Genomic DNA, 19,795 nt, shown 5'->3' on the forward strand with positions numbered 1-19,795 from the left:
TCGAGATGTATTTGAGATCAAGATATTAAATTTTTGGACATCGTTTATATTACAAAAAGTATAGGCTTGAATTGACGGCGAAAATACCTTTTGTACAGTTATTCTATTTATCCAAAATTCCTTGAATATCAGGTTTAAAATAATTGGGACCTTTAAGCACCTTTCCATCTTCTCGGTAAATAGGCATTCCATCTGCACCGAGCTTGCTCATGTTACTGCGCTGGATTTCCTCAAAAACTTCCTCAATTTTGTATTGCATCCCATGTTCCAAAATAGTCCCGCATAGAATATAGAGCATATCCCCAAGGGCATCTGCAACTTCGGTTAAATCGCCGTCATTTGCAGCTTCCAGATATTCTTTGTTTTCTTCATCCATTAAATTGAAACGTAATTGGTTTTTGGCCGGTCCCAAATTTGCAGTGGGCACTTGTAGCACCCCAAGTCCAAATGAATTATGGAATAGTTCAACAGCGTTTATTTTACTTTTCATTATAGTTGATTTGATTTAGCTTTGCGTAAAAATAAAAATATGTTCAGCACAGGACAATTAATTTTTGCGGCACTTTTTTTAATAGTGTTTATTATAATCATAACAATTTCTTACCGTAGAGATAAAACCATGCACCAAAAAAATTACAAGGGTGTAAAATGGGTCATGATTTCCTTTGTCACATTCATAACTATTTTATTCCTGATCAAGTACTTTCTTAAAAATTAACATTTCTATTGATTCTACCACAAAAATGAGGTGTTTTACAACTTTAATCAGAGGTTGATTCGTATACTATAGGAAAAGACGTACTTTTGTTTAACACAAGTTTAGTAGAAAATGACAACATTTTTCGGCATCTTACTGGTTTTACTTGTTGTGAATGCGATTCTTTTGATTTTCAGTATCAAAGGAGCCAAGAATAGGTTGAACAATTCCGTTCACAAAACTTCCGAAACATCCATTAAGAAAATTATTCAACGAGAGTCTTCGGACAGTGAATATAAAAAAGCGGTTTAGTTTGTACCTTTAGACCATGAAGCAAGCTTTTCTTGTTTTTTTGGGAGGTGGTCTGGGCAGTGTTTTTCGCTACGCAATATCCAAATCCTTAAATCCAGTTTTCCAAAATTTCTTTCTTGGTACTTTTTTGGTCAATATTATAGGTTCTTTGCTAATAGGCCTTATTATAGGAATGTCATCAAGGAACAATCTTCTTTCTTCTAACAGTGTACTATTCCTTGCCACTGGTTTTTGTGGTGGTTTTACAACATTTTCCGCTTTCGCATTTGAAAAGCATTCCCTAGTAAAGAATGGTGAGCTTTTTCATTTCTCTTTTTACACGATTTCAAGCATTTTTGTAGGTCTTTTAGCGATTGCTTTAGGTATATGGCTCTCAAAGCTGAGTAGTTAGTTATAAATTTATATTTCTTATCAATATTTGTTTATTATTGAACATTCTTTAATATAACTCCCACTTTATATGATGATACTGTGATTATTTAAGTTTTACATTAAGAAAAAATCATCATATACTTAATAAAACATTACTTAAAATCTTATACCCCTAAATATTTAGGGGTATTTTTTTTATAAATATAAAAATATATGTACAAACATGACATTTATCATAGCCTGATGTCATTTAACATATATTTGGCGAATCAATTAATCAAATAATCATGAAAAAAGTCGAGGCAATTATTAGAAAATCAAAATTTGATGAGGTGAAAAAAGCACTCCATCAGATTGAAGTCAACTTCTTTAGTTATTGGGATGTAACTGGGGTAGGAAACGAAAAGCAAGGTCATGTATACCGTGGTATTTCTTACAGTACTTCAGATATTCAAAGAAGGTATCTGGTCATAGTAGTATCAGATGATTTTCTGGAGCGTACGGTCAATACTTTATTGGAAGCAGCATCAACAGGAAATGTGGGAGACGGTAAAGTCTTCATTTCTGATGTAATAGAGGCCTACAGAATTAGAACCAAAGAAAGCGGCAATGCCGGAATAAACTAACCACTAACTAACAATATTTAAAGATTATGGACGCAGGATTATTTACAGCAAACAATGTATGGATGATGATCTGTACAGGATTAGTTTTCTTCATGCACCTAGGTTTCTCATTTTTGGAAATAGGACTGACCAGACAAAAAAACACAGTAAACATTTTATTTAAAAATATATTCATTATATGTGTTGGCCTATTGCTTTACTACATTGGAGGATTTAATTTAATGTATCCGGGTTTTGAAGATGGAGATTTAGGTTTCCTAAAATTTGCGGGTTTTGGAATTGCAGCTCCTGAAAATGGAATGACACCGGAATATGCCGATGGAGGTTATACCTGGTGGACCGACTTTCTTTTTCAAGGAATGTTCGCGGCCACTGCTGCAACTATTGTTTCCGGAGCGGTCGCTGAGCGTGTTAAACTTGGAGGATTTATGCTATTTACAATATTTTACGTAGGCCTGGTCTATCCCATAGTAGGTTCTTGGCAATGGGGAAGTGGGTTCCTATCTTCACTTTCGTACGGTGACGCAGAAGGATTTTATGATTTTGCCGGTTCAACGTTAGTACACTCCGTAGGAGGATGGGGTGCATTGATCGCTATTTTCTTACTGGGGGCCAGAATTGGTAAATTTGGAGAAGATGGTAAACCCAAGGCCATTCCCGGCCATAGTTTGCCATTTGCCGCAGCAGGTGTACTTATTCTGTGGCTGGGCTGGTTTGGTTTTAATGGCGGTTCCGTACTTTCCGCTGACCCCCAAGCAACCTCATTAGTGCTTGTAACAACCTCTCTGGCTGCAGCCGCAGGCGGAGTCTCAGCATTTCTTGCTTCTTTGTTAGCTTATAAAAACTATGACCTAACCATGTTTCTAAATGGAATACTGGGCGGATTGGTGGGGATTACTGCAGGAGCGGACCAAATGTCACCAAACGAAGCCGTCCTTATCGGCTTGATTGCTGGCGTTGTCATTGTGCTCGGTGTGGCCTTGATTGATAAACTTAAACTTGATGACCCAGTTGGTGCAGTCGCTGTTCACCTGATTTGCGGAATATGGGGCACACTGGCCGTTGGGATATTTGGAAGCTTAGCTGGAATTGACCAATTTTTGGTACAATTGGCAGGCGTTGGTGCAGCCGCTACATTTTGTTCAATTACCGCATTCATCATTCTTTTTACCATTAAGAAGGTTTCTGGCCTTCGGGTTTCGGAAAAAGAAGAAGTGGAAGGTCTGGATATTCACGAACATGGTATGGATGCCTACGCTGATTTTAGAATGAACCAGCATTAAAAGAGGAAACGGAGCGTTTGGCAGAACGCTCCGTTGTATAACCTTTTCATTTACAAAACTCAAATAATACAATTAAATGTCTCTCTAAAAGAGAGCACCTAAAATGATTACGATATGAAAACGATTATAAATACAAAATACATAAAAAATTTAGTTTTTGCCATCATGGTATTGGTATCTTTCACAGTTTTTGGACAGGAAGAGGAGACAAAACCAAAGTTCGAGTTTAGTGGTACGGTAGATGCCTATTATAGAGCAAATTTCAATGGATTAAATAAAGAAATTCCTGTTTTGGACGAAGATGGTGAAACCGAAGGAGTCTTCGTTCCCGCCGCTCCAGGAACTTCTTTTGCAAACGATCCAGGTTTTGCTATTGGCATGGTGAATTTAATAGCCTCCTATGAAAGCGAAAAAGTCGGCTTTGTAGCGGATTTGGTTTTTGGGCCCCGTGGTGAGGATGCGGTTTTTAACTCGTTTGGTTCCCCTGCAATAGTAAATCAGTTATATGTTTTTTGGAATGTTGGCGAGAATACCAGACTAACATTTGGAAACTTCAATACATTTTTGGGATATGAGGTAATCTCACCGTCCGCAAACTTTAATTATAGCACTTCGTACATGTTTTCCTATGGTCCTTTTTCCCATACTGGTATAAAAGCGGATTTTGACCTTGGCAATGATTGGTCTGCAATGTTGGCGGTTTTAAATCCTACCGACTTTACCGATTTTAATCCTTTAGGGGAAATCTCTTTTGGTGCACAATTGGGATATAGTGGTCAATTCTTAAACCTTATCTATGGAAATCAAAGCGGGGATGAATTTGTAAACGCAGATGGTGCGCTGATAGAAGTTGATAATGAGGCATTGTTCCAAATTGATTTTACGGGAGGATTCGATATAACTGAAAAATTCTTTTTGGGAATCAATGCAACTTACCAAGATACCGATGACCTTGGTTTTTACGGTGTTGCCTTATATCCACAATTGACTACTTCCGATAATTTTGCAATTGGTTTAAGAGGTGAATATTTCGCAGAATCGGGTAGTTTTGGAGCAATTGGTACCGGTGTTGAAGATTCTAGTGTCTTCGCAGTGACTTTAACAGGAAGTGCCACTATAGGGGATTTGATTATCAAACCTGAAATTCGTTTGGATAGTGCATCTGAGGACTTTTTTCTTGATAGTGATTTAAATCCTAGTGACAGCCTTGCTTCTTTTATACTAGCAGCAGTTTATTCTTTCTAAAACAAATAAAGAGATTGTCTAAAAAGTAAATATTCAGTAACATCATTAAATCCAATTACCGCAGACTTTTTAGACAATCTCTTTATCATTCCTTACTAAAATCCTTCACTCCTGCCCTCACCTTGGTTTTCAAATAATTTTGTCTTGGTACTAGTGGGCAAGAATATTCTTTATTGTAAACACAGTAAGGGTTGTAGGCCTTATTGAAATCAATGACGATTTTATCACCTTCAGGAATCGTTAAATCTATATAACGGCCTCCTCCATAAGTTTCCGTTCCATTTGTTTCATCTAAAAACGGTAAAAACAGGTAGTCTTTGTATTTATCTTGAGAAATTAAATCAAGACTCTGGTAAATTTCCAATTGATGTTGTATACCGTTCAATTTAAAATGTACGATACCATAGACAACCTCCCTTGTTTTATCATCGGTTGTGCTGTCCATTAAAAAGGGAACAGCATCGGGGGTACGTTCAAATTTGGCATGAACAACGTAGGTCGTGTCAGGTAGAAAGAATTCAAGCCCATCAAAATCTTTTCTATACCTGTCCGGTAAAGGCGATGTTTCAGGGTTTTTAAAAGTAGCGTTCAATTCTTGTTGAAAATCATTGATTTCTTTTATCAAGGTCGAACCTGATTGAGGCTCTTTTTTGGCTTCATGATATTTTTTATCAGGCTTACAGGCAAATACTAAAAAAACTGTCAGCAATAAAGAGTACTTCATCTTGATAAAATCTTTAGTGTAAAAGTAGCGCAAATCGTTCTTAATATTACCTTCGCCAATCCTCACTATTAAAATACTTGGCCATGATAAAAAATTCATTAATCATAACGTTAATATTAATAAGTGTTTCTTGCACGAATAAAAAGCAAGAAGAAACTACTCTTAGCATAGAAAAAAGAGAATTGCCCAACTTAGAGCCTGGAAGGTACAACGTAGCATTTTTAATCATGGATGGTGTATTCAACACGGAGTTCACTGCCCCATACGATATTTTTCAGCACACACAGTATCGCAAGAATATAAAAGCCATGAACACCTTTACGGTCGCTAATACCTTAGAGCCCATAACTTCTTTTGAGGGAATCAGGATTCTTCCTGATTTTGATTACTGCAAGGATTCAATCCCAAAAATCGATATTTTAGTTATACCCAGTGCCGAGCATCATTTAGATACGGATTTGAAGGATGAAAAAATGCTTGATTTTGTAAAAAAAGCCAGTGGGCAAGCTCTTTACGTGACTTCACATTGTGATGGTGCATTTGTTTTGGCTAAAGCGGGTCTTTTAAATGATGTGGTCTCCACAACTTTTCCGAGCGATATTGAAAAGTATAAAACCATGTTTCCGCATTTAAACGTTAAAGACAGTGTTCTTTTTGTACATGATGGAAAGTTTATCACTTCAGCAGGTGGAGCAAAAAGTTTTGATGCGGCTTTATACCTTTGTGAATACCTTTATGGGAAAGAGATTGCTGAATCTCTCGCGAGCGGACTCGTTATTGATTGGGATTTGAGCAAAATCCCTAAGCTTATTCTTCAATAATCTCATATCTGGAATCTTTCAGGTATTTAGAAACCACTTCATTGAATTTTGGGGTTATACGAAACAAGGCAGTATCTGGTAGACCATATAATTTGTCCTTATCCTTAAATCCTTTTTTTAAGGCTTCTTCAAGATAGAAAAGAGCGGTACCAAAATCTTCATTTTTAGAACTTAAGGATATAATTTTCATATAGTAATCAAAATTCTGAGGCTCTAAAATAGTCTTCAACATATATAAAAATGCCAGTGCATCCTCATCGATCAACTTTTCAGATTTTACCATGTCGATGTTATCTTCTGCGAGAGCATTTACAAAACCCAACAAGCGGTTTCCCATTTGTTTTTCATAAACGTTGCTCGATGCAGTGAACTTATTGATTTCTGTCTTTTGATAATTCCACCAGCCCAAGTTATTGAAGTTATGGGTCAGTACATCCTCTTCCATATAATATTGGTAATCTTCCTTTAAAATGGATTCTTTGAAAAAGGTAGCATTTTCGGCCCGTTTCATACTTTTAAATTCACGATTCTTCCGCAAAGCTTTTTGAACCTGCCTAAGTGAATCCAGATTTTTATGTGCCCCGTATATGGACGTCATCTCTCCCATAAATTGTTCTGCAAAGAGTAATTTTCTGGAACTTTTAAGGTTATTGACTTTTGCCAAATCCTCTTTATAGGCCTGCTCAATATAAATGGAATCTTTAGCTACGATTTTCTTTCCCATAGCGGACAATGTAAAGAGCTGCAAAGCCTTCTCGAAATAAGCAGTATCCGGCCATTTTTTCTCTTCGTCGTGCAATAATATCTGATTTGGGAATTTGAATCGATCTAAAACCTTTTCCACGGCAAGCATTTGCGTGTAATTAAAATCGTTCTTACCGATTATTCCAATAAAATGAAACGATCGTTTGGGGTTCAATAAATCTGAATTCGCAATGGAAGCCCCAATTGATATGGTACCCGCTATGTCCTTTAAAAAGACCGGTACTAGATTGGCAAATCTTGCACCGGAGGAAAAACCGGCAGTATAAACCCTCGACTTGTTTATGGGCAGCATTCCCACCAATTTATTGATGACATTGCTTGTTCTTACCATATTATTTGATAAGGGAACGGTATCCGAAATTTTTGGTGCAGCCAAGATGTAACCTTCTTTTTCAGCAGCACTTAAAAACACGGACAATGACTGCTTCTCCTTTCCTTCTAAATCGAACATCAATAGCAAGGGCCACTTTTTTGCAGTGGTAAAGTTGGTGGGCAGGTAAAGGGAAAAGCTATTGGGGATAGTATCATTTATAGCTATTGAGTCTATAATTTTCCCCTTTTTTAATACTATTTCTTGCGTAAATGCACTTTGAATGAATAATCCCACAAAAAATAATAAAGCATAATTTTTTTTCATAACGCTACAACTACAAAAATCTAGCCAAAAGAAAATGCTTGCTAGACTTTATAAAAGTAAACGAAAATTATAAGATATTCTTGCTTGCATTGATTGGTGCATTGGCTACAATATTGGATAAAACTATGTGGGTTCTACATTCTCCATAGACTATAAGCTCATCTATAAACTTTTCTAAATGTGATTGGTCTTTCAGGACCACCTCCATTATTATATTTTCATTGCCCGTGATACGATAGCAATTTATAACCTCTTGAAATGATTCTACTTTGCTCAAAAATGGTTTCAGCTTGCCCATAAAAGCACGGAGCATAACAATGGCTTTTAATTGGTGGCCGGCCAAAGAATAAGATACACATGTCCTATATCCTTCTATTAATCCCAAATCCTCCATCTTTTTTACCCGTTCCGTTACGGCAGGGGGCGTCAGGCCAACTTTTCGGCCTATTTTGGCAAAAGATTCCCTAGCATCTTTTTGTAAACAATCAAGTATTTTCCAATTGAGTTCATCTATCTTCATATTAAAAGTTATTTATTATAAAAACTTTATATTCAAAAGTAAATATTAAATTTCAATTTTAAAACCAAAGGTATATTATCCATTTGATATGTAATTTTAGGTTTTAAATTTGCTTTGAAGTTTATGGAAAGGAATGCTTTAAATTCTTTGGGAATTTATCGAAAATCGCTTGCCCTTCGAGATCTGAGCGAAGCGGTAGCTTATTATTTTTCCCATAATAGGGATATTCTCTCTTTAAATAATTATTGCAGTTTTAGAGATGATGTTTCCCAGTCTCTTTTGACTGATGCCATGTTGATTACCAAAGAAATAGAACATGCCGTCCTGAGCAATTCCCACCCCGTAAGAATGAAAAGTCTTGCTTTTATCAATATCATGACGCGTAATATTTTGGCGTATTGTAATGGTCTTGAAAGGGATGGGGTAAAAGAAAAGGAATATTTGAACTTATTGAGAAAAGAAATCAAAACTTTTAGGACATCCTTTAAGAAATGGAGGAAGTCCTTTAAAAATGGTAATGGGTAATTATTTTTTCCTAATTTTTTTGACGCATTACATATTACGCCTATACTGCCCTCCAACTTGAAATAGCGCATTGGTAATTTGTCCCAGCGAACAGTATTTTGTTACTTCCATCAGTTTTTCAAAAAGATTTTCATTGTTTATTGCAGCCAATTGAAGTTCCTTTAATTGTTGGTCCGTTTCTTTTTTATCTCTTGAATGAAGATTCTGTAAGGTTTCTATTTGGTTTTGCTTTTCCTCTTCTGTAGCTCTAATTACCTCAGCTGGCAATATAGTCGGTGAACCCTTGGAGCTCAAAAATGTGTTGACACCGATTATAGGGTACTCTCCATTATGCTTTAAAGTTTCATAGTGAAGGCTCTCTTCTTGAATCTTGGAACGTTGGTACATTGTTTCCATAGCGCCCAATACGCCGCCACGCTCTGTAATTCTATCAAATTCCAATAAAACAGCTTCTTCGACCAAATCTGTAAGCTCTTCTGTAATAAAAGAACCTTGCATGGGGTTTTCGTTCTTTGCCAATCCCAATTCCTTATTAATAATGAGCTGAATGGCCATAGCCCTGCGAACAGACTCCTCCGTGGGCGTAGTGATTGCTTCATCATACGCATTGGTGTGAAGCGAATTACAGTTATCATAGATTGCGTAAAGTGCCTGTAACGTAGTCCTAATATCATTAAAATCGATTTCTTGGGCGTGAAGACTTCTGCCTGAAGTCTGGATATGGTACTTTAGCATTTGTGCTCGTGGATCAGCACCGTATTTTTCCCTCAATGCCTTTGCCCAGATTCTTCTGGCAACCCTTCCTATTACAGCATATTCCGGGTCAACCCCATTTGAAAAAAAGAAAGATAGGTTTGGGCCAAACTTGTTGATGTCCATTCCTCTGCTCAGATAGTATTCCACATAGGTAAATCCATTGGATAGGGTGAACGCCAATTGTGTAATGGGATTTGCGCCTGCTTCAGCAATATGATAGCCAGAAATGGATACGGAATAAAAATTCCGTACTTGATGTTCAATGAAATATTCTTGTACGTCCCCCATCAACCTAAGAGCAAACTCTGTAGAAAAAATACAAGTGTTTTGTGCCTGGTCCTCCTTTAAAATATCCGCTTGTACCGTTCCCCTAACTTGATTGAGCGTGGTTGCTTTTATTTCACTATAAACTTTTTCAGGTAAAACTTGGTCTCCCGTAACGCCCAACAACAATAAACCAAGTCCATTATTTCCCTTGGGAAGACTTCCTAGATATGATGGACGTGTCTTTTCTTGTCCTTTAAAAAACGAATTTATTTTTTTCTCAACCTCTTTTTCAAGACCATTTTCCTTAATATATTTTTCACAATTCTGATCAATTGCAGCGTTCATAAAGAATGCCAAGAGCATGGGTGCAGGTCCATTGATGGTCATGCTCACGGATGTCATCGGGTTGCTCAAATCAAATCCTGAATATAATTTTTTGGCATCGTCCAAACAACAAATGGAGACCCCTGCATTTCCGATTTTCCCATAAATATCAGGTCTATGATCTGGATCGTTACCGTATAACGTTACAGAATCAAAAGCAGTGGAAAGCCTTTTTGCCGGCATATCCAAGCTAACATAATGAAAGCGCCTGTTGGTACGTTCCGGTCCACCTTCGCCAGCGAACATTCTTGTGGGGTCCTCACCTACTCGCTTAAATGGATATAATCCCGAAGTATAGGGAAACTCCCCAGGAACGTTCTCCTGTAAGCACCATCTCAAAATATCTCCCCAAGCTTCATACTTTGGCAATGCAACCTTAGGTATTTGACTATGGGAAAGCGAAGTGGTGTGGGTCTGGATATTGACATCCTTGCCCCTTACTTTAAATGTATAGATTTCTGATTTGTATGTCGCAACCTTTTCTTGCCACTTTATAATGGATTCCCAATGATGTGGATCTAGGTTCATTTTAACCTTCTCAAATTGTGCAATCAGCAATTTTACAAAGGGAATTTCATCATTTTGAACTTCTTCGAGAATAGAATCATGGTCAAGACCGGACTTAATTAAATAAGATTTTCCGTTTTCATCTGAAAGAACAGATAAAATTGTTTGGTGAATTCCGAACAGTTTTTGGGCCACCACTACTTGATCGTCTACACGTTTGTCGTAAGCACGATTGGTTTCTGCAATTTCAGAAAGGTACCTTGTTCTTGCGGGAGGTATCACAAATATCTTCTCTGTAGCTTCGTTCGATACTTGAAAGCTGGATATCAGCTTTGAACCTGCTTTTTTGACCAAGGTATCCATCACTGCTTTGTAGAGCCTGTTCATGCCCGGATCGTTGAATTGCGAAGCGATGGTTCCAAAGATTGGAAGGTCATCTTGGTTCACATCCCATAGACCTTGGTTGCGCATATATTGCTTCTTTACATCGCGCAACGCATCCAATGCTCCTCTTTTATCAAACTTGTTTATTGCTACGACATCGGCAAAATCCAACATATCTATTTTTTCAAGCTGTGTTGCCGCTCCAAACTCAGGTGTCATTACGTACAGGGAAACATCACTGTGCTCCAAAATTTCCGTATCTGATTGGCCGATACCCGAAGTTTCTAAAATAATTAGATCAAATTGCGCTGCTTTTAGTACTTGAACAGCTTCTGCTACATGTTTGGAAAGTGCCAGATTCGATTGCCTTGTCGCCAATGAGCGCATATAAACATTTTCATTGTTGATAGAATTCATTCGAATTCTATCGCCCAATAAGGCACCTCCTGTTTTTCGTTTGGAAGGATCTACTGAAATTATGCCTATTTGCTTATCAGGGAAATCGCTCAAGAATCGTCTAACCAATTCGTCCACAAGACTAGATTTTCCCGCACCTCCAGTCCCTGTTATACCTAGAACAGGAATTTTGTTGGAATGCTTTCCAATGTGATTTTGGTATTTTTCAAAAATTTCATGCCTATTCTCTGCCAAGGATATTAATCTGGCCAAAGTATTTACCTGTTTTTCAATAAGTAGTTCTTCCAATTTTTCTCCATTGGCCAATTTCAAATCAGGTACTTCAACATCACAACGTTGCACCAGGTCATTGATCATCCCTTGTAGCCCCATCTCCCTTCCATCATCAGGGGAATAGATTCTTTCAATGCCATAATCCATCAAATCCTTTATTTCCTTAGGAAGGATAACACCGCCTCCACCGCCAAAAATCTTAATATGCTCGGCTCCCTTTTCTTTCAACAAATCGAACATGTACCGAAAATATTCATTATGACCGCCCTGATACGAGGTCATAGCAATCGCATTTGCATCTTCTTGAATAGCGCAATCCACCACTTCGGCAACACTTCTATCATGTCCCAAGTGAATTACTTCGACCCCAGTGGATTGTATTATGCGTCTCATGATATTGATGGCGGCATCATGACCATCAAATAAAGATGCTGCAGTTACAATCCTTATTTTATTTTTTGGCGAATAGGGCTTTGTTTGTTTCATTGACAATTAGAGGTCTTATTTCGTCTTGCAATTTAAAGAAAATGCAACTTAAAACCGATTTTACCTATTATTTTATAAAAATAGAAAGGTCTTGGAGTAGGTTTTTTTGAATATCATAATTTTACCTTTCTAAATAAACCGAATGAAACTTGCCATACTTATCCATTGTTCCGACAAATCTGGAATCATAAGCTCGGTTACACATTTTATACATCAAAAAGGTGGAAATATTGTTTATCTGGACCAACATGTGGATAAAGAGGCGGGAATTTTTTTCATGAGGTTGGAGAGTGAATTTGAAAATAACATTTCACTTTCTGGTTTTAAAGAAGAATTTGCAAATGGAATGGCAAAAAAATACGGTATGCACTGGGATGTACATTTGGAAGATACAAAACCCAAAATGGGCATTTTTGTTTCTAAATACAACCACTGTCTTTATGATCTTTTGAGCAGATTTAATTCCGGGGAGCTCTTGGTAGATATTCCCTTTATCTTGAGCAATCACCAAAATCTAAAATATATAGCCGATCAATTTCAAATTCCATACTATCATATACCGGTCACGAAAGAAAACAAAGAGTCAGCAGAGACCAAACAATTGGATTTGCTACGCCGATATGAGGTAGATTTTATTGTACTTGCAAGATATATGCAAATTCTGTCACCAAAGTTAATAGATGCTTATCCTCAGAAAATCATTAATATCCATCACTCTTTTTTACCTGCTTTTGCTGGTGCAAAGCCATATCACGCTGCTTTTGAGAGAGGTGTTAAAATTATAGGCGCCACCAGTCATTATGTAACTGCAGATTTAGATGCTGGTCCCATAGTAGAGCAGGATGTCACAACCGTTTCGCACTCACATTCCATCAAAGATTTTATTGCAAAAGGGAGAGATCTGGAAAAAATTGTGCTTTCACGGGCCGTTAAACTTCATCTTTCTAGAAAAACAATTGTATATAATAATAAGACCGTAATTTTTTCATAAAAAAATTCTAACTAAATTCAAAGCATACTAACAAACTACAGAAAATCGCATTAACCATAAATCTTACAAATGAAACGAATTCTTTTATGCTTTTTATTTTTTCAGTTTTTAGGCTGTACTGAACTTCAACAGGTCGTTAATCAATTACCCCAAGGAACAATTGGCATTGGGAATGCAGAAATAGCCCAGGGACTCCGTGATGCCCTTAATATGGGAATAGACAAGCAAGTTGATAAATTGGCCATCAAAGATGGCTTCTTCAAAAATGAACTGGTCAAAATATTTCTTCCTGATGAATTAAAAAAAGTTGAAAAGACACTCAGGGACATAGGCCTCGATAATCTAGCGGATGAAGGACTGCGAATATTAAATAGGGCTGCTGAAGATGCCGTAGGTGAAGCCACACCTATTTTTATAGACGCGGTAAAAGGAATAACGTTCAACGATGCGAAGCAAATTCTACTGGGAGCCGATAATGCAGCCACCAATTATTTAGAACAATCCACTAAGTCAAAGTTGTATGATAAATTTAATCCGATCATACAAAATTCATTTAAAAAAGTGGGTGCAGACCAGATATGGAACAACATTATAACAAGATACAATACTATACCTCTTACTAAAAACGTAAACCCGGATTTAACGGATTATACAACACAGGAAGCTTTAAAAGGCGTTTACACCATGATAGCCATCGAAGAGAAAGAGATTAGGAACAAAGTTTCTTCCAGAACTACGGATCTGTTAAGAAGGGTTTTTGCGCTCCAAGACTAAATTCAAACTTTTTTTACATGCAATAATCGTCAGAATTATCCGTTTAAAATTAAGAATGTCAATCAAGTATAACAAAATCCTAAAGTTTAATTAACCTTTGCTAAAAAGGTAAAATTGAATTTTGCAAAAGATTATCTGAGTTAGCATTTTTTTGAGTTAGTTAGTTTAAAACCAGTGTTCGCACTGGTTTTTTCTTTTTCGGATAGTTTTGCAATGGGGTTTTCTACTTCCAAAATTCTTGTGGAACAGCTTCCAAAAGGTAAATTCTTATCGGGAATTACTTTTTTTAGGGTTTCGTTAACAAATAAATTTTCGTATTTCACTAATTTCAAGGGAGTTAATTCATCAATCAAAATAATGAGATGGTCAAAATTAATTTTTTTCCTATCTATCCTTTTATGTACATCTAACCAAGTTGAAGCGTATAATTTAAACAAATCAGACCTCACCACTTCACTTTCGGTATTCGATTCACTTAAATGGGCCGATTACTATTACAACATACATAGGTACAAAAAGGCAATCCCCATTTATGAAAAAAACCTAATTGATTCTGACAAAAAAACATATATACTAAAAAGGCTTTCATTGAGCCAAGCAGCGTTGGGCAATGTAGACGAGTCAACAGCGAGCCTAATGGAGTATCTACAATTGGAATTCAATCCAAATTTTTTGCTCAATGAAGGATTTGACCCCATTAGGGAAGAAAGCAAATTCAAAAAAATATCTGATAGGTTAATTCCAAAAGTAACCACTTGGTCCATAATATATTTATTTGTTGCTATAGTTGGCTTTTATGTGGTTTTAATCCTTTGCTTTAACAAACAAATTCATCCCGCATCCCGTTTTTTCATTGCATCGTTCATTTTCATCCATTCGTTTTTTATATTACATATAAGCATCAATTCCTCGAACTATTTTTTTGAATATCCGCATACTTACCTAATGTCTACTTGGGCGGTATTCCTGTACGGTCCCCTATTATATTTTTATTTTAAAAAAACGACCCTTAAATACAAATTTAAACCTATCGATATATTGCATTTAACGCCAACTGCTGTATTGATTATTTATCTTATACTGGATGTCTATGTACTTTCCCATAAAAACAAGATAGCACTCATGCTCTCCAGAATGCAAGATGGTCTAGGACCCCAAGACTCCAACAGATTAATGATTCTTGTTATTTTAAAAATTGTTTCACTGACAGTTTATGGTTTTTTTATAGGAAAGGTCTATGCAAATGGAAAGAACAATATACAGCTTGAACAGAAAAGTTTACTGTGGCAAAAAAACGTATACCATATTCATATTCTTTATGTTTTCGCTTACACGGCATATGGCATGGTCATAATTACAGGTCATACCAATGGTGTACTTTTTGATATTTCTGCGGCAACCATGGCTCTGATGGTGCTTTATGTTGGATATTCTGCAAATATTCAACCTGATGTTTTTAGCGGTGTTTACTCTTATAAGAATAGATTGTTCCCCAAATATGAAAAGTCTGGACTTACCCCTAGCCTATCCGATGAATTAAAGGAAAACCTCTTATACTTGTTTGCTGTAGATAAAATCTATAAGGAAAACAATATCAATTTAGATATGGTTGCGCAAAGGTTAAATACTACACGACACAACGCATCACAAATCATTAATGAGCATTTTAATGTTAGTTTTCATGAATTTGTAAATATCTATAGAATAAAAGAAGCAAAGCAATTACTGATAGAAAACGAATCCCGAAAATTAAATATTATCAATGTAGCGTATGAAGTTGGTTATAACAATAAGGTAACGTTCAATAAAGCTTTCAAAAAGGATACGGAACTAACTCCCTCACAATTTCAAAAATCAGTGGCAAGGACATCATGATTGTCAATTTTAATAAAATGAAATAAGGTAAAGGTTTATCAGGAATTTCCGTTCGCTATTTCAACATCTCTATTTTTAATCAAGAAAACAGCTCATCAGGAAACTAATAAGACATTTTTGGTCTCATTTAGGGATAATTGAATTAGTCAGCAATAATACCTTTTGCCTATGAGCTGTTTTATTTTCTTTTATATAATCCATCGAATAGGACACTAACTACTTCTTCTTTAAGCAAAAGTTCCCAAAGCTGTCTTATGGTTCCATCTTCATTTTTCGTCCAGGTAATTCTGTTTCTATAAAGTTTTCCATCAGCTTTGGTAAACTCCTTTGAAGACAATATCATCCGGTTACCGATTCTGTTACCGGAAAGCTTTAAGAAAGTTCCTGTATTGTCGACCCACAATTGTTCCCATTTTCCTGAAACATTATTATAAAAATTAAGACTTGTTCCTGTATATCCTGTACTCCCATTGCTCCATTTTTCACGAATTACACAGCCATTTTCTTCCTTACTGATTTTATTTGTGCCAGCAACCTGACCTTTTGGAGTGGTTACATTCCACTCTCCTACCCAAAAATCAAAAGCATGATGATTGTCCGAGCAACAAGAACATGTTTCTGTATGCTGTTGCCCATACGATGTAATACAAACAAAAAAGGCCAGTACTACAAAAGTCTTTATCATTTTGCGCTACTTCACATTTTGTAAGTACTTGATTACCTGTTCATTGAAAATCATTGGTTTTTCCACGTTGACAACATGGCCGCAATTTTCGATGACATGAAGTGTAGACGCAACATGTGAACCCACTACCTTTTTTATTGTTGGGAGAAAGAGGTAATCCTCCTCGCCCATAATGTAGAATGTTGGAATTTTGATATCAACTGCCCTAAAAAAACGCAACAACGGATTAATCTCAGAAGTTAACTTGAACCATCTTATGAATTCTTTTTGGTATAATTTTTTAGCTTCTCGTACAAACAACGACCGAGACTCCCTATGATTTTTGTTCGGCATAATGACAAATGCAAAAAATTTATAAAGCCATATATAAGGCACTATAGATTTAAAGATAACGCCCAGCCGCATCAAAACTTGCGAGCGAAGGTTAAGCTTCATTATAGCACCGCCCATTACCATGCTCTGTACCCTATCAGAGTATTTTTCAGCTAAATTCCTGATCAAAATGGTTCCAAGGGATATCCCAATAAAGTGTGACTTTTCTATGTTCTCATAATCCAAAACCTCAATGATATCAGCTGTAATCGAATCAAAAGTGTATTTATCACTGAAAGCATCCTTTATATTGGGTTTTGAATTGCCATGCCCTCTCAAATCCAACAACAAAACATTAAAATGTTTTTTAAAGTCCCTCAACTGCTTATACCAAATTGTGGAACTGCCTCCCGCCCCATGTACAAATGTGACCCACTCTTTTGAAATATCATGCCTATATGCCGTGTAGTGTAGCAATTATTGTTTTTTATAAATGTACGTTAATTTTTCGCTTACAAAAGGTAAGATTCTAACGTGAGAGATTACAATTCTGTTAAATTTTAGATAAAGTGCCTGATTTCTAGATGTGTACACCTTTTGACAGTAGTCCATACTAGAGTTTTCAACGTATCTTTGATATAACAAATCTTATAGTTATGAATAATCAGTATTGTAAGGTTGGAGCTGTGACTCCGATCACGAGTTTAAATCAAGCCGTTTCGGTTTTGGAGGTTATGTATCAGAATTTTATTGAGAAGGCAGCTGATGCAACATATATGGACACCGATTTAAAGGAATTTTTCAATAGAAAGGCACAAGGAATTAAAAAGACATTGGAAAGCTTGGTTTAAATATTATTCCAATTTGTTGAGTTCGATTTCCATTTCTCTCTGTATATTTTTGGCTTTTTCTGCAGCTGCTTCAGCAAAATCCATGTTGTTTGAAGCATAAAGAATTCCTCTGGAAGAGTTAACAAGTAATCCTATATTTTTTGTGATACCATATTTGCAAACTTCTTGCAAGTTACCGCCCTGTGCACCTACACCTGGCACTAAAAGGAAGCTCTCAGGTACAATTCTCCTAATATCTTGCAAGTAAACTGCCTTCGTGGCACCCACAACATACATCAATCTTTCTGCATTTTTATAAGATTTTGATTCTTCCAAAACCTCTTTGTATAGCTCTTGTCCATCAATACGCTTTGTTTGAAAGTCGTATGCACCCTCATTTGAGGTCAATGCAAGCAATATGGTGTGCTTATCTTCAAAAGATAAAAAAGGTTCTATAGAATCTTTTCCCATATATGGCGCTACGGTGATTGAATCAAAATTCAAGGTTTCAAAAAAAGCTTTCGCATATCTCGTGGAAGTGTTTCCGATATCCCCCCGTTTTGCATCTGCGATGGTGAAAATATTAGGATGTTCAGAATTTAGATAATCCATCGTTTTCTCCAAGGATTTCCATCCTTTAAGACCGTACGCTTCATAGAAAGCAATATTTGGCTTATAAGCAACACAAAATTGATTCGTAGCATCTATTATTTCCTTATTGAAGGAAAAGATTGGGTCCTTTTCTGTGAGTAAATGTTTTGGAATCTTATCCAAATCGGTATCAAGCCCTATACATAGAAAAGATTTTTTTTTATGAATCTGTGAAACTAAATGGTCTATTTTCATTAAAATTTGGTTCTCGACTGCGCTCGAACTGACATTCAATTCAGAACTACTGACTACTGACTACTGACTACTGACTACTGACTACTGACTACTGACTACTGACTACTGACTACTGACTACTGACTACTGACTACTGACTACTGACTACTGACTACTGACTACTGACTACTGACTACTGACTACTGACTACTACTGACTACTAACTACTAACTACTAACTACTAAATTTAAAAAATCTCCGAGGCCTCCTTTAGCTTCTCCGTGTTTTCTACCAGCATTAACTCGTCTATGATTTTCTGAATATCTCCATTGATTATGTTTTGTAAATCGTAGAGCGTTAAACCAATTCTATGATCCGTAACTCTCCCCTGTGGATAATTGTAGGTTCTAATTTTTGCCGAACGATCACCACTGCTGACCTGCGAGTTTCTTTTGGCCGCATCTTCCTCCTGTTTTTTGGCCAACTCTAAATCGTATAATCTTGAACGCAATACTTTAAATGCTTTTTCCTTGTTTTTGTGTTGGGATTTTTGGTCTTGGCATTGCGCGACCAAGCCTGTAGGAACGTGTGTCAACCTAACTGCGGAATAGGTTGTGTTCACGGATTGTCCACCAGGTCCTGATGAACAGAAAAAATCGATACGAACATCTTTTGGCTCGATCTGTACATCAAAATCCTCGGCTTCGGGAATCACCATTACCGTAGCAGCACTTGTATGAACACGGCCTTGGGTTTCCGTTTGTGGTACACGTTGCACACGGTGTACGCCTGCTTCAAACTTTAAGGTCCCGTAAACATCCTCACCATTTACCTCAAAATGGATTTCCTTATACCCGCCACTGGTTCCTTCGCTCAAATCTATAATATTGGTTTTCCATCCTTTGGACTCACAATATTTGGCGTACATGCGATAGAGATCACCAGCAAAAATACTGGCTTCATCACCACCGGTTCCAGCCCTTACTTCCATTACTACGTTCTTTTCATCTTCCGGGTCTTTGGGGATTAGGAGGAACTTTATTTCATCTTCCAATTTTGGGAGTGCATTTTTCGCTTCTTCCAATTGCATCTTGGCCATTTCCAACATTTCGGCATCACTACCGTCAGAAATAATCTCTTCTGCTTCGTCAATATTGTTGCTAAGCGTTATATATTCATCACGTTTATCGACCAGAAGTTTTAAATCTTTGTATTCCTTGTTGAGTTTTACATATCTTTTCTGGTCTGAAATGATATCTGGTTGAATAATAAGGTCGGCAACCTCATCAAAACGTTGTTTTACTATATTGAGTTTGTCAAGCATAAATCAATCCGCGTTAAGATTACGAATTTACGATTAATTTGTACATTTAATAACAGCTATGAGCGCACTACTTCGCCTTACTACCTATTACTTGGCTTTTTTCTTCAGTAAATCTATTTTGGCAATTTCTATTGGGCTAACCGTGTTCTTATGTATCGCCAAAATTCCTTTTATGGCC

General features: G+C 36.7%; 20 protein-coding genes. 11 read left to right on the forward strand and 9 right to left on the reverse strand.

Annotated features, from left to right (window positions below; translation table 11 throughout):
- Positions 1-103 precede the first annotated feature (103 nt).
- On the reverse strand, positions 104-490 hold the full coding sequence (locus HME9304_RS02220; protein ID WP_112377039.1) for a pyrophosphohydrolase domain-containing protein: 387 nt from the start codon (positions 488-490) through the stop codon (positions 104-106).
- A gap of 339 nt (positions 491-829) precedes the next feature.
- Here HME9304_RS02220 and HME9304_RS02230 point away from each other — a divergent pair, with 339 nt between their 5' ends.
- The 5 genes from HME9304_RS02230 to HME9304_RS02250 all read left to right on the forward strand — a co-directional run bounded on the left by HME9304_RS02230 (position 830) and on the right by HME9304_RS02250 (position 4,535).
- The gene (locus tag HME9304_RS02230; protein ID WP_112377041.1) at positions 830-1,009 is read left to right on the forward strand and encodes a hypothetical protein; all 180 of its coding nucleotides are present in this window, start codon (positions 830-832) and stop codon (positions 1,007-1,009) included.
- Positions 1,010-1,025: 16 nt separating this feature from the next.
- Positions 1,026-1,400 carry a fluoride efflux transporter CrcB gene (gene crcB, locus HME9304_RS02235; RefSeq protein ID WP_112377042.1) on the forward strand — a complete coding sequence of 125 codons (375 nt, stop codon included), beginning with the start codon at positions 1,026-1,028 and terminating at the stop codon, positions 1,398-1,400.
- A gap of 268 nt (positions 1,401-1,668) precedes the next feature.
- Complete coding sequence (locus HME9304_RS02240; protein WP_112377043.1) at positions 1,669-2,007, forward strand: P-II family nitrogen regulator; 339 nt, start codon at positions 1,669-1,671, stop codon at positions 2,005-2,007.
- Between the two features lie 26 nt (positions 2,008-2,033).
- Positions 2,034-3,290 carry an ammonium transporter gene (locus HME9304_RS02245; RefSeq protein WP_112377044.1) on the forward strand — a complete coding sequence of 419 codons (1,257 nt, stop codon included), beginning with the start codon at positions 2,034-2,036 and terminating at the stop codon, positions 3,288-3,290.
- A 114-nt stretch (positions 3,291-3,404) separates the two neighbouring features.
- Complete coding sequence (locus HME9304_RS02250) at positions 3,405-4,535, forward strand: porin (protein WP_112377045.1); 1,131 nt, start codon at positions 3,405-3,407, stop codon at positions 4,533-4,535.
- 85 nt (positions 4,536-4,620) lie between these two features.
- Here the strand turns inward: HME9304_RS02250 and HME9304_RS02255 are convergent, their stop codons facing one another.
- Entirely contained in the window at positions 4,621-5,259 is a 639-nt protein-coding gene (locus HME9304_RS02255; RefSeq protein ID WP_112379699.1) for a DUF1684 domain-containing protein, read from the reverse strand.
- Between the two features lie 83 nt (positions 5,260-5,342).
- Between HME9304_RS02255 and HME9304_RS02260 the strand changes: the two genes are divergently transcribed.
- Positions 5,343-6,080 carry a DJ-1/PfpI family protein gene (locus HME9304_RS02260; protein WP_112377046.1) on the forward strand — a complete coding sequence of 246 codons (738 nt, stop codon included), beginning with the start codon at positions 5,343-5,345 and terminating at the stop codon, positions 6,078-6,080.
- Here HME9304_RS02260 and HME9304_RS02265 read toward each other — a convergent pair.
- Together HME9304_RS02265 and HME9304_RS02270 are read right to left on the reverse strand one after the other, a co-directional pair.
- Positions 6,067-7,482 (reverse strand): alpha/beta hydrolase, encoded by a 1,416-nt coding sequence (locus HME9304_RS02265; RefSeq protein ID WP_112377047.1) that lies wholly within the window; start codon positions 7,480-7,482, stop codon positions 6,067-6,069. The two genes, HME9304_RS02260 and HME9304_RS02265, sit on opposite strands and share 14 nt — an antisense overlap.
- A gap of 67 nt (positions 7,483-7,549) precedes the next feature.
- Positions 7,550-8,002 (reverse strand): Lrp/AsnC family transcriptional regulator, encoded by a 453-nt coding sequence (locus tag HME9304_RS02270; RefSeq protein ID WP_112377048.1) that lies wholly within the window; start codon positions 8,000-8,002, stop codon positions 7,550-7,552.
- Between the two features lie 123 nt (positions 8,003-8,125).
- Between HME9304_RS02270 and HME9304_RS02275 the strand changes: the two genes are divergently transcribed.
- A complete protein-coding gene (locus tag HME9304_RS02275) occupies positions 8,126-8,527 on the forward strand; it encodes a hypothetical protein (RefSeq protein WP_112377049.1) in 402 nt (133 codons plus the stop codon).
- Between the two features lie 27 nt (positions 8,528-8,554).
- On the opposite strand, the gene HME9304_RS02280 is transcribed toward HME9304_RS02275, so the two are convergent.
- A complete protein-coding gene (locus HME9304_RS02280) occupies positions 8,555-12,001 on the reverse strand; it encodes a methylmalonyl-CoA mutase family protein (RefSeq protein ID WP_112377050.1) in 3,447 nt (1,148 codons plus the stop codon).
- Positions 12,002-12,143: 142 nt separating this feature from the next.
- Between HME9304_RS02280 and purU the strand changes: the two genes are divergently transcribed.
- The 3 genes from purU to HME9304_RS02295 all read left to right on the forward strand — a co-directional run bounded on the left by purU (position 12,144) and on the right by HME9304_RS02295 (position 15,641).
- Positions 12,144-12,992 carry a formyltetrahydrofolate deformylase gene (gene purU, locus HME9304_RS02285; RefSeq protein WP_112377051.1) on the forward strand — a complete coding sequence of 283 codons (849 nt, stop codon included), beginning with the start codon at positions 12,144-12,146 and terminating at the stop codon, positions 12,990-12,992.
- Positions 12,993-13,061: 69 nt separating this feature from the next.
- Positions 13,062-13,766 carry a DUF4197 domain-containing protein gene (locus HME9304_RS02290; RefSeq protein ID WP_112377052.1) on the forward strand — a complete coding sequence of 235 codons (705 nt, stop codon included), beginning with the start codon at positions 13,062-13,064 and terminating at the stop codon, positions 13,764-13,766.
- Between the two features lie 357 nt (positions 13,767-14,123).
- Complete coding sequence (locus HME9304_RS02295) at positions 14,124-15,641, forward strand: helix-turn-helix domain-containing protein (protein ID WP_164674714.1); 1,518 nt, start codon at positions 14,124-14,126, stop codon at positions 15,639-15,641.
- A 178-nt stretch (positions 15,642-15,819) separates the two neighbouring features.
- Here HME9304_RS02295 and HME9304_RS02300 read toward each other — a convergent pair whose 3' ends face one another.
- Positions 15,820-16,326, reverse strand: a complete 507-nt coding sequence (locus tag HME9304_RS02300) for a hypothetical protein (protein ID WP_112377054.1) — start codon at positions 16,324-16,326, stop codon at positions 15,820-15,822.
- Between the two features lie 6 nt (positions 16,327-16,332).
- Positions 16,333-17,115 (reverse strand): alpha/beta fold hydrolase, encoded by a 783-nt coding sequence (locus HME9304_RS02305; RefSeq protein ID WP_112377055.1) that lies wholly within the window; start codon positions 17,113-17,115, stop codon positions 16,333-16,335.
- Positions 17,116-17,294: 179 nt separating this feature from the next.
- Here HME9304_RS02305 and HME9304_RS02310 point away from each other — a divergent pair, with 179 nt between their 5' ends.
- Entirely contained in the window at positions 17,295-17,489 is a 195-nt protein-coding gene (locus tag HME9304_RS02310) for a hypothetical protein (RefSeq protein ID WP_112377056.1), read from the forward strand.
- A gap of 3 nt (positions 17,490-17,492) precedes the next feature.
- On the opposite strand, the gene pyrF is transcribed toward HME9304_RS02310, so the two are convergent.
- Both pyrF and prfA read right to left on the reverse strand, forming a co-directional pair.
- Positions 17,493-18,314, reverse strand: a complete 822-nt coding sequence (gene pyrF / locus HME9304_RS02315) for an orotidine-5'-phosphate decarboxylase (protein WP_112377057.1) — start codon at positions 18,312-18,314, stop codon at positions 17,493-17,495.
- A gap of 226 nt (positions 18,315-18,540) precedes the next feature.
- Positions 18,541-19,617, reverse strand: a complete 1,077-nt coding sequence (prfA, locus tag HME9304_RS02320; RefSeq protein WP_112377058.1) for a peptide chain release factor 1 — start codon at positions 19,615-19,617, stop codon at positions 18,541-18,543.
- Positions 19,618-19,795 lie beyond the last annotated feature (178 nt).

The sequence above is a fragment of the Flagellimonas maritima genome, from assembly GCF_003269425.1.
Classification (GTDB): Bacteria; Bacteroidota; Bacteroidia; order Flavobacteriales; family Flavobacteriaceae; genus Flagellimonas; species Flagellimonas maritima.

Coding starts and splice junctions, on each gene's coding strand:
- pyrF (WP_112377057.1), bottom strand. CDS start 18,314: ATGAAAATAGACCATTTAGTTTCACAGATTCATAAAAAAAAATCTTTT.
- HME9304_RS02300 (WP_112377054.1), bottom strand. CDS start 16,326: ATGATAAAGACTTTTGTAGTACTGGCCTTTTTTGTTTGTATTACATCG.
- HME9304_RS02245 (WP_112377044.1), top strand. CDS start 2,034: ATGGACGCAGGATTATTTACAGCAAACAATGTATGGATGATGATCTGT.
- HME9304_RS02265 (WP_112377047.1), bottom strand. CDS start 7,482: ATGAAAAAAAATTATGCTTTATTATTTTTTGTGGGATTATTCATTCAA.
- HME9304_RS02250 (WP_112377045.1), top strand. CDS start 3,405: ATGAAAACGATTATAAATACAAAATACATAAAAAATTTAGTTTTTGCC.
- purU (WP_112377051.1), top strand. CDS start 12,144: ATGAAACTTGCCATACTTATCCATTGTTCCGACAAATCTGGAATCATA.
- HME9304_RS02310 (WP_112377056.1), top strand. CDS start 17,295: ATGAATAATCAGTATTGTAAGGTTGGAGCTGTGACTCCGATCACGAGT.
- HME9304_RS02270 (WP_112377048.1), bottom strand. CDS start 8,002: ATGAAGATAGATGAACTCAATTGGAAAATACTTGATTGTTTACAAAAA.
- prfA (WP_112377058.1), bottom strand. CDS start 19,617: ATGCTTGACAAACTCAATATAGTAAAACAACGTTTTGATGAGGTTGCC.
- HME9304_RS02240 (WP_112377043.1), top strand. CDS start 1,669: ATGAAAAAAGTCGAGGCAATTATTAGAAAATCAAAATTTGATGAGGTG.
- HME9304_RS02260 (WP_112377046.1), top strand. CDS start 5,343: ATGATAAAAAATTCATTAATCATAACGTTAATATTAATAAGTGTTTCT.
- HME9304_RS02255 (WP_112379699.1), bottom strand. CDS start 5,259: ATGAAGTACTCTTTATTGCTGACAGTTTTTTTAGTATTTGCCTGTAAG.
- HME9304_RS02230 (WP_112377041.1), top strand. CDS start 830: ATGACAACATTTTTCGGCATCTTACTGGTTTTACTTGTTGTGAATGCG.
- crcB (WP_112377042.1), top strand. CDS start 1,026: ATGAAGCAAGCTTTTCTTGTTTTTTTGGGAGGTGGTCTGGGCAGTGTT.
- HME9304_RS02220 (WP_112377039.1), bottom strand. CDS start 490: ATGAAAAGTAAAATAAACGCTGTTGAACTATTCCATAATTCATTTGGA.
- HME9304_RS02280 (WP_112377050.1), bottom strand. CDS start 12,001: ATGAAACAAACAAAGCCCTATTCGCCAAAAAATAAAATAAGGATTGTA.
- HME9304_RS02290 (WP_112377052.1), top strand. CDS start 13,062: ATGAAACGAATTCTTTTATGCTTTTTATTTTTTCAGTTTTTAGGCTGT.
- HME9304_RS02295 (WP_164674714.1), top strand. CDS start 14,124: ATGAGATGGTCAAAATTAATTTTTTTCCTATCTATCCTTTTATGTACA.
- HME9304_RS02275 (WP_112377049.1), top strand. CDS start 8,126: ATGGAAAGGAATGCTTTAAATTCTTTGGGAATTTATCGAAAATCGCTT.